The following is a 15,372-nucleotide window of genomic DNA, read 5'->3' as shown; positions in this document are numbered from 1 at the left end:
AGGAGTGCAGCAATGACACAGAACACACAGATCGCCATCATCGGCACCGGATTCTCCGGCCTGGGCATGGCCATCAAACTCAGGGAAGCCGGCTACAACGACTTCGTGATCCTGGAGCAGAGTGACGACATCGGTGGCACCTGGCACCAGAATCATTACCCGGGGTGTGCCTGTGACGTGCAGTCTGCACTCTACTCCTTCTCCTTCGAGCAGAACCCGAACTGGAGCCGGATGTATGCCCAGCAGCACGAGATCAAGGCGTATCTGAAACATTGCGCCGAGAAATACGGGCTGATGAAGCACATCCGGCTGAACACCCACGTGGCGGGAGCGCGATTTGATGAGACCCACCAACGGTGGGTTGTTGAAACCTGTGATAGTCCGACGCTTTGGGCGTACATGCAGGAAAGAGGCGTGAAGCCGGGAGACCGGTTGGATCGAACCGATAAGGGGCTGCCGGAATTCACTACCTTGAGGGCCGATATCCTCGTTTCCGGAATGGGGGGATTGAGCACGCCGGCGTATCCGGAGATCAAGGGGATCGAATCCTTCACGGGCAAGCGTTTCCACTCCCAGGACTGGGATCACGACTACGATTTGCGCGGCAAGCGGGTGGCGGTGATCGGGACCGGTGCCTCGGCCATCCAGTTTGTTCCGGAGGTGGCGAAGCAGGCGGCAAAGGTAGACCTGTACCAGCGCACACCACCGTGGATCATGCCCAAGCCGGACCGTGCCATCCGGCCAGTGGAGAAGCGGCTTTTCCGGATGTTCCCACAAACACTTAATGCGTTCAGGCAGAGTATCTACTGGTCGCTTGAGGCGCGGGTACTGGGCTTTGTGGGCAATCCGCGTATTCTGAAGTTGGGTGAACTGCAGGCCCGCCGGCATATCCGCAACCAGATTCCGGACAAGGCCTTGCGCAGAAAGGTTACCCCGGATTTTCATTTCGGCTGCAAACGGGTGCTGATTTCCAATAACTACTATCCGGCGCTGGCCCAGGACCATGTGGATGTGGTGACCGAGGGTATCCGTGAGGTGCAGGGCAACACCGTGATCGATGGTCAGGGCAACAAGCGGCAAGTGGATTGCATCATCTACGGCACCGGTTTCCGAGCCCAGGACCCGATTCCCGCGGGCATGATCTTTGGCCGTAATGGTCAGGATCTGCTGGATGCCTGGAAGGATGGCGCCGAAGCATACAAAGGCACCACCATCAGCGGTTTCCCGAATTTCTTCATGCTGATGGGGCCGAATACCGGCCTCGGCCACAGCTCCATGGTGTATATGATCGAAAGTCAGATCCAGTACGTGCTGGATGCCCTCCAAAAGATGCGCCGGCAGCAATGGAGCAGCATGGAAGTGAAGCCGGACGCCCAGAGCCGTTACAACGCTTCCATTCACGCAAAGCTTGGTGATTCAGTCTGGCAGACCGGCTGCAAGAGCTGGTACGTGAACGAAAACGGCAAGAACACCACATTATGGCCAGGCTTCACCTGGCAGTTCCGTCAGCAGACACGACGCTTTGATGCGGCTCAATATCTGGTTCGTGCACCAGAATCCGGGGTTAGCGAGCGCGAATCGGCTCTGGCCGTTTAACGGTTGGCAGCGGGGGACTTTCGGGCAGCTTTCGGGCGTGTCCAGGTTGCGTTTTGGCCCTTTTGGCCAATACTGAAAGGATGGTCTTGCCGCTCTCGGCCAAGGATGTCCCCTGATGAAGCTGTTTCACTGTGGCCGATGCGCCAACCTGCTGTATTTTGAAAACAGTCGTTGTACCAGTTGTGGGTCTGGACTGGGCTTTGCCCCGGATGTCATGGACTTGCTGGCTATCGAGCCAAACGATGATGGCACCTGGGCGGCCGTCGCCCGGGGCGACCTCTACAGGCTTTGTGGCAACTATCAGAACCAGGGTGCCTGCAACTGGCTGATCCCTTCTCCGGACGCCCACACCTTCTGTGTCGCCTGCCGACTGAACCGCACCATCCCCGATCTCAGCATTCTGAAGAACAACGATCTCTGGCGGCGTCTGGAGAAGGAAAAGCGGCGTCTGGTGTATTCGGTGTTGCGCCTTGAGCTGCCCTGCGAACCCCGTAATGAGGACCAGTACGGGCTGGCGTTTGATTTTCTGGCTGACCAGCCGGCGATGTTCGACGAACGCGCGAAAGTAAAAACCGGCCACGCAAATGGCGTGATCACCATGAATATTGCCGAGGCAGATCCTGTGGAACGGGAGCGGATGCGCAGCCAGATGGCTGAGCCTTATCGCACTGTTTTGGGGCATTTCCGTCACGAATCCGGTCATTACTACTGGGACATCCTGGTCCGGTCCGGGCCGTGGCTTGGGCCGGTTCGGGAGATGTTCGGTGATGACGCCAGAGACTACAAACAGGCGCTGGACCAGTATTACCAGTACGGCCCGCCGGGTGACTGGCAGAGCTGGTACATCAGCTCCTACGCCAGCAGCCATGCCTGGGAAGACTGGGCCGAGACCTGGGCACACTACCTGCATATGGTGGATACATTAGAGACTGCCTGGCAGTTCGGGATGCGGGTGAATGCCCGCCAGCGCCCGGTAATGAACAGCGAACCAGACCCTGCGTTTGACCCCTACCAGGCCGACGATTTCGATGCACTGATCAAGCACTGGTTACCCCTGACGCTTGCGCTCAACAGCCTGAATCGAAGCATGGGGCATGACGATGCCTACCCCTTCGTGCTTGCGGCTCCGGTGGTGGAGAAACTCCGTCTGGTACACCGAATAGCTCACGGTGGTTAACGAAAGGACCCCAAATGAAAAAGAACAAATCGATAGACTGGAAAAACTACGATCCCAACGAGTTCTACGATGAACTGATTGCTGCCAAGGGCAAGCCCCGGCCTGCGGCCACGGCGATTACCGACTACCTGGGCAATCTTGGTTCCGAGGAAATCCAGGCGCGCCAGCAGGCGGCCGAACTGGCGATACTTGAGATGGGGGTCAGCTTCACTATCTATAGCGAGGGCGAAAATATTGACCGGGCCTGGCCCTTCGACATCATTCCCCGGGTTATTTCGCGTCGGGAGTGGGAAACCATCGAGCAGGGTCTGGCCCAGCGCCTGACGGCCCTAAACATGTTCATCAACGACATCTACAACGACCAGAACATCGTCAAGGACAAGGTCATCCCCAAATATGTGTTCGCCAACTCGAAGAACTTTCGCGAGCAATGTCGGGGGTTCACGCCGCCACTGGGGGTCTGGGCGCACATCTGTGGATCCGACCTGGTGCGGGATAAAGATGGCAAGGTGTATGTTCTTGAGGACAACCTGCGGGTCCCCTCGGGTGTTTCCTACATGCTGGAGAACCGTCAGTTGACCAAACGGGTGTTCCCGGAGCTGTTCGACAAAACCAGCATTCTGCCGGTCGATGACTACACCAACCAGCTGTTCGACATGCTGGCGTCGATTTCGCCCCGGCCTCAGGACCACCCGAAAATTGCGGTGCTCACGCCAGGTATTTTCAACTCCGCCTATTTTGAACATTCCTTCCTGGCTCAGCGCATGGGCGCCGAGCTGGTAGAAGGGGCCGACCTGGTGGTTGGCGAAGATGATTGTGTCTACATGCGTACTGTCGAGGGCCTGGAGCGCGTGGATGTGATTTATCGCCGCATTGACGACGATTTCCTGGACCCGGAGGTATTCCGTTCCGATTCCACTCTGGGCGTGCCCGGTCTGATGCGAGCCTGGCGCAATGGCAAGGTTGGCCTCGCCAATGCACCGGGTGCCGGCGTGGCCGACGACAAGGTGATCTACGCCTTCGTGCCGGACATGATCCGTTACTACCTGGATGAGGAGCCGATCATCCCGAACGTGCCCACCTACATGTGTGTGAACAAGCAGGATCAGGAGTATGTCCTTGAGCATCTCGACGAGTTGGTGGTCAAGCCCGCGAACGAGTCCGGGGGCTATGGCATGCTGGTGGGGCCCCATTCCACCAAGAAGCAGCGCACCGAGTTCGCGCGCCTGATCAAGAAGAACCCGCGCAACTACATCGCCCAACCCACATTGAGTCTCTCTGTGGCCCCAACTTTGTGCGACGAGGGCCTGGCGCCCCGACACCTGGATCTTCGGCCTTTTGTGCTGCAGGGCGTGAGAACCTACGTTACGGCTGGCGGGCTTACGCGGGTGGCGATGCGAAAAGGCTCCCTGGTGGTGAATTCGTCCCAGGGCGGTGGAAGCAAGGATACCTGGATCGTGGACGAGGAGAATTGATGTGCTGTCACGTGTAGCGGAACGACTGTACTGGATGGCCAGATACCTTGAGCGGGCCGAGAACAACGCCCGGATGATCATGGCCTTTAATTCCCTGGCGTTGGACATGCCCCGGGAAACCCAGCTTTCCTGGAAGGGACTGGTGGCCGTGACGGGCATGGGGGCGCTGTTTGACCAGCATCATCAGAAGGCCGATGAGCGCAACTGTGTGAAGTTTCTGATGGCGGATGGCTACAACCCGAGCTCCATTGCCTCCTGCATCAAGGCCGCCCGGGAGAACGTGCGCACCACCCGGGACCAGATTCCAACCGACGCCTGGGAGGTGATCAACGAGCTGTACCGGTACATCCTGGAGAACATAGATCAGGGGGTTGGTAAGCGGGCGAGGTACGAATTCCTCAACGAAATCGTGGGTCGCTGCCAGATGCTCAATGGTTTGCTGGCCGGTTGCATGAGTCACGATGAGGGGTATGACTTCATCCGAGTAGGCCGCAACCTGGAGCGGGCGGACATGGCCACCCGGCAGATTGAAGTGGGCGCCCTGCAGTTCCTCGACGGCTGGGATGGCACCGAAACCTATGGCGGGCTGCTGTGGACCAGTGTCCTGCGTTATCAGAGTGCCTTCCAGATGTACCGTCACAATGTGCGGCGGAAGGTCAGCGGGCCTCTGGTCATTCGTTTCCTGTTGCAGAATGAGCCGTTCCCGCGATCGGTGCTGCACAGCCTCAGCGAAGTCGCGGGCGCTCTCGACCGTCTGCCAAGGAACGAGATTCCGCTCCGCACCGCGTTGCAGGCGGTACGTCACACCCGGGATGGGGACGTGGATGCACTGATCCGCAAGGAGGACGTGATCCTGTTCCTGGAAAAACTGCAGTTAGAAATCGGTGAGCTTCACGACGATATTGCAGAGACGTGGTTTCCTGTCTACGAGACAGCCTGAAACTCCCAATTTTATTCGCCTGTGAGATAGGTTCCATGTCGATTCACGTTGCCCTGAGCCATACCACCCACTATCGCTATGAGCGCCCGATCAGCCTGGGCCCGCAAATAGTTCGATTGCGTCCGTGTCCGCACGGGCGGACGCGCATCCTCAGCTACTCGCTGAAGGTGGAACCAGAGGGTTATTTCCTGAACTGGCAACAGGACCCCCAGGCCAATTATCTGGCCCGCCTGGTGTTTCCGGAGAAAACCGAAGAACTGAAGATCACTGTGGATCTGGTTGCCGAGATGGCCGTGATCAACCCGTTCGATTTCTTTCTGGAACCCCGGGCAGAGACCATTCCGTTTGAATACGAGGAGTGGCAGACGGCAGAGCTGGCGCCTTATTTACAGAAACTACCGGAAACACCGGAATTCCGTAAGTGGATGGCCACCATAGACCGCAAGGAAACTCCCAGCGTGGATTTCCTGGTGGGTGTGAACCAGAGCCTTGCTGACCGTATTGATTACCTGATCCGGATGGAGCCGGGCGTCCAGACCCCGGAGGAAACCCTGAAAAAGGGCTCCGGCTCCTGTCGGGATTCGACCTGGTTGCTGGTGCAGACGCTCCGGCATCTGGGGCTGGCGGCGCGCTTTGTGTCCGGCTACCTGATTCAGCTCAAGGCAGACCAGAAAGCACTGGATGGCCCTTCGGGCGCTGAGGAAGACTTCACCGATTTGCACGCCTGGTGCGAAGTCTTCCTGCCGGGCGCCGGTTGGGTGGGGCTGGATCCGACGTCCGGCCTGTTTGCCGGAGAAGGGCATATCCCGCTGGCCTGCAGCCCGGATCCGTCCTCGGCGGCGCCAATTACCGGCATGGTTGAGGAGTGCGGGGTCGAGTTCGAGCACCAGATGAGCGTTCAGCGCATCTGGGAAGCACCTCGGGTGACCAAACCCTATACCGAGGCCCAGTGGCAACGCATCGTTGGGCTGGGCCATGACGTGGACCAGCGTCTGACAGAACTGGATGTGCGTCTGACCCAGGGCGGTGAACCCACCTTCGTGGCGAATCACGACCGGGACGAGCCGGAGTGGAACACCGAGGCCATGGGCCCCACCAAGCGCAAGAAGGCCATCGAGCTCTATCACCGGATGCGGGATCGCTATGGCGCTGGCGGGTTGGTTCATTTCGGCCAGGGAAAGTGGTATCCGGGGGAGCCGCTGCCCCGATGGTCCCTGAACTGTTACTGGCGCAAGGATGGCGAGCCGATCTGGCGGGACGAGCGCTGGCTGGCGGATGAGCGCATCGAAGGCAACGCAAGCCCGGAAGATGCCCACAGGTTTTTGTCGGCCCTGGCGAAAGAGCTTGGTGTTGATGAAAAACAGCTGTTCCCGGGGTTCGAGGATGCCTTTTATTACTTGTGGCGGGAGCGACGTCTACCGGTCAACGTCGATCCTTTCGATGCGAAACTCGAGAATGCCTTGGAGCGCAAGCAGCTTCAGCAGATTTTCAGCCGGGGACTGGATGAGCCCGTCGGCTACGTGCTGCCACTGCGTGTGTCGGAAAAGGAACAGGCCTGGGAAACCGGCCCGTGGTTCCTTCGCAGTGAACGCTGTTACCTGATTCCGGGCGGCTCCCCCATGGGGCACCGGCTGCCTCTGGACAGCCAGCCCTGGGTGGAGGAAGCCGATTACCCCTGGATCCATGAGCAGGACCCGTTTGCGCCCCGTGGCCAGCTGCCGGCCAGCGAGGAAATCCGCCAATGGAACAGCCGGGGCCAGTCCGGGCAGGTGTCGCCGGAACGGGCGCCGCCTAAAAAAGGAAAGTCGGCACCCGAGATTGTCCGCACCGCCCTGTGCGTGGAGCCCCGGGAGGGCATTCTTCGTATTTTTATGCCGCCGCTGGAGAAGCTGGAGCCATACCTTGCCCTGGTTTCCGCCATCGAGAAAACCGCCAAAGAGCTGCAGCAGTCGGTTCTGCTCGAGGGGTATGAGCCACCCTCGGATCACCGGTTGAGTCATTTCCGCATCACGCCAGACCCCGGGGTGATCGAAGTGAATGTGCAGCCGGTCCGGACTTGGGATGAGCTGGTTGAACAGACTGAGACTCTGTACGCGGACGCCTATGAGTGCCGGCTGACCTCCGAGAAGTTCATGATGGACGGACGTCATACCGGCACCGGTGGTGGCAACCATTTTGTATTGGGTTCGCAAAAGGCAGAGGATTCCCCGTTCCTGCGGCGCCCGGATCTGCTGCGCAGCCTGATCAGCTACTGGCATAACCATCCCAGCCTGTCCTATCTGTTTTCCGGCCTGTTTATTGGTCCCAGTTCCCAGGCGCCGCGGATTGATGAGGCGCGCAACGACCATGTGTTCGAAATGGAACTGGCGTTCCGGGAGATGGAGCGGTTATGCCCTGTGGGCAAAAAAGTCGCGCCCTGGGTGGTGGACCGCTTGCTCCGGGACCTGCTTACGGACGTCACCGGCAATACCCACAGGGCCGAGTTCTGTATCGACAAGCTCTATTCCCCGGACGGCCCGGGTGGGCGTCATGGTCTGCTCGAGTTGCGGGCCTTCGAGATGCCACCCCATGCCCGCATGAGCCTGACCCAGCAATTGCTGCTGCGGGCGCTGGTGGCCCGATTCTGGGAGCAGCCCTACAAACCCAGCGGGCTGGTTCGCTGGGGAACCGAGCTGCACGACCGGTTCCTACTACCTCACTATGTCTGGCAGGACTTCGAGGACGTCATCGACGATATGAAGGCCCAGGGTTACCCGCTCGAGAGCGAGTGGTTCGCGCCCCATTTCGAGTTCCGGTTCCCCCGGATCGGCGATTACAAGGTCAAGGGCATAACCCTTGAGCTGCGTTCGGCTCTGGAGCCCTGGCATGTGACCGGGGAACACGGCGCTATCGGCGGCACCGCCCGCTACGTGGATTCTTCCCTGGAGCGTTTGCAGGTGAAGGTACGCGGCGCTGCCCCGGATCGTTACCAGATCACCTGCAATCAGGTGCCGTTGCCGCTTCAGCCAACAGGGATGGTGGGTGAATCGGTCGCCGGCGTCCGGTACCGGGCCTGGCAGCCATCCCAGTGCATGCACCCGACCATTGGTGTGGATGGGCCTTTGGTGTTTGATATCGTGGACACCTGGAATGAACGCAGCCTGGGCGGCTGTGAATATCACGTGACCCATCCCGGTGGCCGGAATTTCGAGACTTTGCCGGTGAACTCGTTCGAAGCGGAAGGCCGCCGCATGGCGCGCTTCTTCCGGATGGGACACAGCTCGGGGCAACAGCCCCTGCGGCCGGTTCCGGAGCATCGGGAGTTTCCGTTTACCCTGGATCTGCGATATCACAAATAAGATGCCTGGACATGTGGTTTGATGCTGGCTCCGGAGAGTAGAAAGCGGCTATGCTTCCAGCTCACTGACTAACGGAGCCTGAATTCAAGGTGGCGAAGCAGCAAGCAGTTACTGACATCCTCCGCCAGTACCATCCGGTGCCGGACCGGTTTGATGAGCTTGGCACCGGGGGTTCCGGGCCCAAGTCGCACTGGCGTCCGTTGTTGCAGCAGCTGAACCTTGAGTCTGTCGCTGGTCTCAACCTCAGGGCTCAGGCGGTTTCCAATGCCATCGCCGAAGATGGCGTAACCTACAACGTCTATGAAGACCCCCGCGGCGATACCCGACCCTGGGAGGTGGATCTGCTGCCGCTGGTGTTGGGCGCCGATGAATGGCAATGGCTCTCGAAAGCCGTCGCCCAGCGTGCAGAGCTCCTGGACAGCGTTCTGGCCGATCTATACGGCGAGCAGTCGCTGTTAAAAGAAGGTCTTATGCCTCCGGCCCTGGTCTACGGGCAGGCGGGTTTCCAGTGGCCCTGCCAGGGGATTCAGCCTGCCGGGGGCCGGTTCCTGCACCTGTATGCCGTGGATCTGGCGCGCGCACCAGACGGCGGTTGGTGGGTAATGGCAGACCGTACCCAGGCGCCCTCCGGCGCCGGTTACGCCCTTCAGAACCGGCTGGTGATTTCCCGGGCGTTCCCGGCGCCATTCCACAACCTGCCGGTAACCAACCTTTCGGAATTCTTCCAGGGTTTCCAGAACAGCCTGGCGGGCATGTCGCCAGCCGGAACCGAGTCACCGCTTTGCGTTCTGCTGACCCCGGGCCGTTTCAACGAAACCTATTTCGAACATGTGTTCCTGGCCCGTTACCTGGGTTTGCCGCTGGTCGAGGGCCAGGATCTGACCGTGCGAGATGACACGGTGTACCTGAAAACGCTTCAGGGCCTGCGGCGGGTACACGCCATTTATCGCCGGCTGGACGATGGCTTCTGTGATCCGCTGGAGCTTCGCGCCGATTCCGTGCTGGGGATTCCCGGGCTTCTGGGAGCGGTGCGGGCAGGCAAGGTGCTGATGGCAAATGCCCTGGGTTCCGGGGTGCTTGAGAGTGCGGCGTTATTCGGGTTTTTGCCGGAGATTTCGAAGAAATTACTGGGCTCGCCTCTGGCTATGCCGTCGGTGGCGTCCTGGTGGTGTGGTGAGAAACCGGCTCTGGATTATGTCATTGAGCACCTGGACGAGCTGGTCATTAAACCGGCCTTCGCGAGCATGCGAATGGAGCCGGTGTTCGGTTACCAGGTGAAAGGTGCAGAGCGGGACGCCCTGATCAAGAAGATGCATGCCCATCCCCATGCCTTTGTCGGCCAGGAGCTCGTCCATCTTTCCCAGGCGCCGGTCTGGAAGGGGGATCCGGAGCAGCCGCTGGCCACCCGGTCCATCGGCCTGCGGCTGTTTGCGGCGGCCACGCCCTCCGGCTGGCGGGTCATGCCCGGTGGGCTGACCCGGGTCGCCATGGATGCGGGTGTGGAAGTCATCTCCATGCAACGGGGAGGGCTGTCGAAGGACACCTGGGTACAGGCTCGCTACACGGCCCCCTCCAAGTCACTGATCAAGAAACGGCTGCAGGTGTCTGACCTGCTCGACGGCGAGCGGGACACGCCCTCCCGGGTGGGAGAAAACCTGTTCTGGATGGGCCGGCACTCGGAGCGGGCGGAGGGAACTGCCCGTTTATTGCGGGCGGCGTTCAACCGCCTGTCGGGCCACGACCAGGCCAGTGAAGAAGCCCTGCTCGGGCTGCAACAGGCCGCCGAGCAATTCGGGACCCTTCCGGAGCCTGAAGAAGATGCGGTCCCCGAGCCGCTTCCCGACGCCTTGTTGAGAGCGGTGAGTGACCTGCAATTTCCGGGTTCAATTGCGTCGATTCTCCAGGCGTTGCTGTTCAATGCCAGCCAGGTCCGGGACCGTCTGTCTTCCGACAACTGGCACACGCTCAATCGGGTGGGTAAGCCCCTGAGCCCGGCGCCAACTACGCCGGACCGGTCGATTCGGGCACTGAACCTGGTGTTGCTGGACTGCATCTCCCTGGCGGGCTTTGCGATGGATGACATTACGCGGGATGCCAGTTGGGTTTTCCTCGTGATCGGCCGGCGCCTGGAGCGACTGGCCAATCTCTGTACGCTGATTTGCGTGCCCCTGTTCAGCGACCGGTTCAGCCGCCATGCCATGCTAGAGTGGCTGCTGGAAGTGGCCAACTCGGAAGTCACCTACCGCACCCGATACCGTCGGACACCAGAGCTTCTGGGGGTACTCCATACCCTGGTGATAGACGCAAGCAATCCTCATTCGGTGATGTTCCAGCTGCGCCAGCTCCAGAAGGACCTGCCGGAGATGGGTCGTAAAACCGGTCAGCTGTTTCCGCCGGATCTGAACGAATCGCTGCAGCGGCTGCGAGCGCTTGATTTGCATCCGTTTGAGCGCAAACGCCCGGATAAAGCCTGTGAAGCCCTGGCGGAGCTATTGTGTGACATCCGGTCGGAGGCCTATCGTGTGTCTGATGAAATCCAGCGGCAGTGTTTTATTCACACCCGGTATTCCGACCGGTCTGTGAACCCGGATTGAGGCACCTGTCATGACATTTGTCCGTTACCATGTGCGTCATGAGACCCTCTACCAGTACGATCAGGTGGTGGGGGAGTCCCACCATTTGCTGAGGCTTACGCCACGGGCCCTGCCCTGGCAGCGGAATCTGGAACATCATCTGGCGATTGCACCGGAACCCCCGGTGCGAAGCTCGTTCCTGGACAGTTTCGGCAATCGGATTACCAAGATTGATTTTACCGCGGAACATGAGTACTTACGGATCATCAGCGAATTCTGGGTGGAGCTTCGTGAGCGTCCGAAACCCTCGGCAGCCGCGGCAAAAGTTCCCTGGGAAACCGTCCGCGATAGCCTGCGGTACCGTGCCGACAGGAAGTTCCCGGCGGACCATCTTCAGGCCACGGCGTTCCGGTTTGTCTCCACCAATGTGCCCATTGATTCCCAGTACGCCGCCTATGCCCGGGAGGCGTTCCTTCCGGGGCGCGCGCTGGTAGAGGCGGCCGATGCCCTGATGCGGATGATTCATCGCGATTTCAGTTTCGATGCAACGGCGACGGAAACCTTCACTCCGGTCGAACAGGCGTTCAAGGCCCGTCGAGGGGTTTGCCAGGATTTCTCCCACATCATGATTGCCTGTCTTCGCTCGTTGGGCCTGGCCGCACGTTACATGAGCGGGTATATCCTGACCCATCCGCCCGAGGGCAAGGAGCGCCTTGTTGGAGCCGATGCTACCCATGCGTGGGTGGCTGTGTTCGTGCCGGATTTCGGCTGGCTGGAGCTGGATCCTACCAATGCCCTGAGGCCGGACCTGGAACACATTACCCTCGGCTGGGGCAGGGACTTTTCCGATATCACCCCGATGCGGGGCGTCCTGCTGGGGGGTGGTGGACATGAACCGGAGATTGCCGTGACCGTGGTGCCCGAGGAGGAGTTCGCCTCCCTGTACGGCGACGGCGAAACCTATCTGGAAGAACTATCGACTTAACCGAATCCACCCGTCCGGTTGTGGTTGAGCTTATCCATACGTTCACTTCCTTACGGCGGAGTGCCGCGTAGCAAGCTATGCTTGCGGGCTTTCGATGGCACCCGGACGACACGGAATGATTGAAACGTTTTTCTCGACTTACATCAGCAGCACCATTCGCTTCCTGTTCCTGCTGGCGCCTTTTTTCGTAGTGACCATGTTCCTGGCGCTGACCAGGGGCCTTCCAGCAACCGAGAAAACATCGATCATCCGCCGTGCCTGCGTTTCGGCCTTTCTGATGGGCGTGATTCTGTTCTTTGCCGGCCCGCTGTTGTTCAGCGCCATCGGCATTACCCTGAATTCGTTCCGGATCGGTGCCGGTTGCCTGCTGTTTCTGACCGCCATCAGCCTGGTGACCAGTGGTACCCGGAATCACGCCACCGGGCTGCCTGATGAGGACCGTGATGACATTGCCGTTGTGCCACTGGCTATTCCGGTGATGATTGGCCCGGCCACCATTGGTGCGATCATGGTGTACGGTGCCGAACTCAACCGGGTATCTGAGGTGGCCGGCGGGCTCCTGGGGCTGGTATCGAGCCTGTTGATCCTGGCTGTGCTGCTGCATCTGTCAGGCTACCTTGAGAAGGTGCTGGGCAAGACTGGCCTGAACATAATGTCCAAGATCAGTGGTCTGATCCTTTCGGCCATGGCGGCTGAAATCGTGCTGACGGGCATTGCGGGTTTTATTGCGTCCACCTAGAGTATTCCCCGTTCCGTTCTCGCAGCAGGGTGTCTGATGTCTGCCAATACCATTGAGCACAATCGCCAACGATACGATTTCTCCGGCGTCGAGTCGGTCTGGCTGTTTGGTTATGGCTCCCTGATCTACAAGGTCGATTTTCCCTTCCTGGAGCAGCGCCCGGCGTCGATTCGGGGCTGGGAACGGCGGTTCTGGCAGGGGTCGCACGATCACCGGGGAACCCCCGAGTCGCCGGGCCGGGTGGTAACCCTGGTGAAAAAGCCGGATGCTGTCTGCAAGGGCATGGCGTTCCGGGTGTCGCCCAATGTGTTCGAACACCTGGATGTCCGGGAAAAGAACGGTTATCTGCGCCTGAGCACCAGGCTTACCTTCGACGATGGCAGCCATGCCGAGGGTCTGGTTTATATCGCCACCGAAGACAACGAGGCCTTCCTGGGCCATGCGCCGGACGCGGATATTGCCCGCCAGATCGCCTCTGCCTCAGGCCCCAGTGGCCCGAATGCCGATTATCTCTTGCGCCTTGCAGAGTCCCTGAGGGCAATGGGTGCGGATTGCCCGCACACCTTTGCCATCGAATCCCACCTGCGTGATGAGTTGAGCTAAGTCCGTTTAAGTTTGCTTTAAGGTTCGGGGAGCACACTCACCAGACCTTGAATCACACTTATCCCGGAAAATCCCATGGGCTTGTCCTCAAAACCCACTCTTCACGCGCAGCCGTTTGTGCATAGCGGAACCGGTCGGTTTCAATGGCCTGCAATCAAACCGCATTGGCTGGTGTTGATCAGCGCCTTTGCACTTACCGCTCTGTATAACGTTCCTTTCTACACCGCCCTTGATCGATACGTCGGCTTTGATCAGCCGATGCTGATGTTCAAACTCGCGTTTTTGTTGCTGCTGGTCAACCATCTCCTGATCAGCCTGTTTTCGGCACGATTTATCCTGAAGCCGGTACTGGTGTTTCTGTTTTTAAGTGCAGCGCTCAGTGGGTATTTCATGAACGCGTATGGCGTGCTGATCGACAAGCACATGCTGCAGAACGTGTTCGAAACCGATGTGCAGGAGGCTCGCGGCCTGCTGAGCCTCGGACTGCTTGTGCACATGGCGCTCTTCTTTGTGATTCCGGTTGTGCTGCTCTTCCTGGCACGCGTGAGCTGGCCGGCGGGCCTGAAAAGGGTCACTCACTGGTTGGCCCCGATCATTGTTGATATCGCTCTGATTCTGGTACTGGCGTTGACCAGCTATCAGGAGATGGCTTCAACGTTCCGTAATCACCGCGACATCAAGGATCTTGTGGTGCCGGTGAACAGTGTTGCTGCCCTGGCATCGCTGGGTAGCAAGGTGGCTGCGGCGCAGTTTCCCCAGGAATACCAGCAGGTGGGGCTGGATGCGACGGTTTCTCTCCCGGTTTCCGATCGCGCCAAACCCAATCTGGTGGTTTTCGTTCTTGGTGAAACTGCGCGCGCAGACCATTTTGGTCTGAATGGCTATCAGCGCGATACCACCCCGGAGCTCAGTAAACTGGCCCGGCAATCGGGCGGAACACTGGTCAATTTTCCCCGCGTATCCTCCTGCGGGACCGCAACGGCCTTGTCGGTGCCCTGTATGTTCTCGTGGCTGGGCAGATCGGATTACGATGAAGCCGTGGCCAAGAACAGTGATAACTTCCTGGATGTCATGACCCGCGCCGGCATCGTCAGTACCTGGCTGGATAATAACTCCGGCTGCAAGGGCATGTGTGACCGGATTCCGACCGTTCGTCCGGAGGATACCGACCTTTGCCAGGGCGAGTACTGTGATGATCTGGTGCTGCTGAAGGGTGCCCATCAGCAGCTCGATGTTGCAGAAAACAACGACCATTTCATGGTGTTGCATCAGCTTGGCAGTCACGGTCCCGAGTACTACAAGCGCAGCAAACCGGACCAGAAAAAGTACCTGCCCGAGTGTCAGAGCAATGAACTGCAGAGCTGTGACCAACAGGCCATTATCAACGCCTACGATGACAGTATTCTGGTAACCGATCGCTTGCTTGGGGAAACCGTGCGCATGCTGAAATCCATGCAGGCGGATTACAACACTGCCCTCGTGTATGTCTCTGACCATGGCGAGTCACTGGGCGAGGGTGGCATCTACCTGCACGGTATTCCTTACATGCTGGCGCCGGAGGCCCAGACCCATGTGCCCATGGTTGTGTGGTTGTCAGACGGTTTCCGGATGGATAACCGGATTGATGCCGAGTGCGTCAACCGGATCGCATCGCAACCGTTGAGCCACGACAACCTGTTCTCCTCCATGCTGGGACTGATGAACGTAAAGACCGGGGCGATCGAGCCGTCGCTCAATATTTTCGAGGACTGCAGAACCACCTGAGGCGCTGAACGTTTTCTTCACCTTCTGACAGAAAATACGACACTACCGGCCATTCAAACGTCAAGCTGACGGGGCCTTGCGTAAAGATCCTGCAAAGCAGGCCCCAAGGCACTGACATTCGCTCCCGCTTCGATAATCTGGGTTCAGAGGCATCCGGCACTGGGTCCGGATGCGAGATCTGT

10 protein-coding genes are annotated in these 15,372 nt (G+C 59.3%); all 10 read left to right on the top strand.

From position 1 onward, the window contains the following. Positions 1-12: 12 nt before the first annotated feature. Complete coding sequence (locus tag ACP86_RS08445; RefSeq protein ID WP_053113312.1) at positions 13-1,596, top strand: flavin-containing monooxygenase; 1,584 nt, start codon at positions 13-15, stop codon at positions 1,594-1,596. A gap of 115 nt (positions 1,597-1,711) precedes the next feature. Further along, the gene (locus tag ACP86_RS08440; protein WP_053113311.1) at positions 1,712-2,773 is read left to right on the top strand and encodes a putative zinc-binding metallopeptidase; all 1,062 of its coding nucleotides are present in this window, start codon (positions 1,712-1,714) and stop codon (positions 2,771-2,773) included. Between the two features lie 14 nt (positions 2,774-2,787). Then, on the top strand, positions 2,788-4,248 hold the full coding sequence (locus ACP86_RS08435; protein ID WP_053113310.1) for a circularly permuted type 2 ATP-grasp protein: 1,461 nt from the start codon (positions 2,788-2,790) through the stop codon (positions 4,246-4,248). A gap of 1 nt (position 4,249) precedes the next feature. After that, the gene (locus ACP86_RS08430) at positions 4,250-5,188 is read left to right on the top strand and encodes an alpha-E domain-containing protein (RefSeq protein WP_008172676.1); all 939 of its coding nucleotides are present in this window, start codon (positions 4,250-4,252) and stop codon (positions 5,186-5,188) included. A 35-nt stretch (positions 5,189-5,223) separates the two neighbouring features. After that, complete coding sequence (locus ACP86_RS08425) at positions 5,224-8,526, top strand: DUF2126 domain-containing protein (protein WP_053113309.1); 3,303 nt, start codon at positions 5,224-5,226, stop codon at positions 8,524-8,526. A gap of 89 nt (positions 8,527-8,615) precedes the next feature. Next, positions 8,616-11,120 (top strand): circularly permuted type 2 ATP-grasp protein, encoded by a 2,505-nt coding sequence (locus tag ACP86_RS08420; protein ID WP_053113308.1) that lies wholly within the window; start codon positions 8,616-8,618, stop codon positions 11,118-11,120. Positions 11,121-11,130: 10 nt separating this feature from the next. Further along, a complete protein-coding gene (locus ACP86_RS08415; protein WP_053113307.1) occupies positions 11,131-12,084 on the top strand; it encodes a transglutaminase family protein in 954 nt (317 codons plus the stop codon). A 115-nt stretch (positions 12,085-12,199) separates the two neighbouring features. Beyond that, entirely contained in the window at positions 12,200-12,823 is a 624-nt protein-coding gene (locus tag ACP86_RS08410) for a MarC family protein (RefSeq protein WP_008172684.1), read from the top strand. Between the two features lie 36 nt (positions 12,824-12,859). Beyond that, entirely contained in the window at positions 12,860-13,426 is a 567-nt protein-coding gene (locus tag ACP86_RS08405) for a gamma-glutamylcyclotransferase (protein ID WP_053113306.1), read from the top strand. 75 nt (positions 13,427-13,501) lie between these two features. Next, a complete protein-coding gene (locus ACP86_RS08400; RefSeq protein ID WP_082220551.1) occupies positions 13,502-15,190 on the top strand; it encodes a phosphoethanolamine transferase in 1,689 nt (562 codons plus the stop codon). The last annotated feature ends 182 nt before the right edge of the window (positions 15,191-15,372 follow it).

This window comes from Marinobacter sp. CP1 (genome assembly GCF_001266795.1).
Classification (GTDB): Bacteria; Pseudomonadota; Gammaproteobacteria; order Pseudomonadales; family Oleiphilaceae; genus Marinobacter; species Marinobacter flavimaris.
This window is presented reverse-complemented; position numbering and strand designations above follow the sequence as displayed.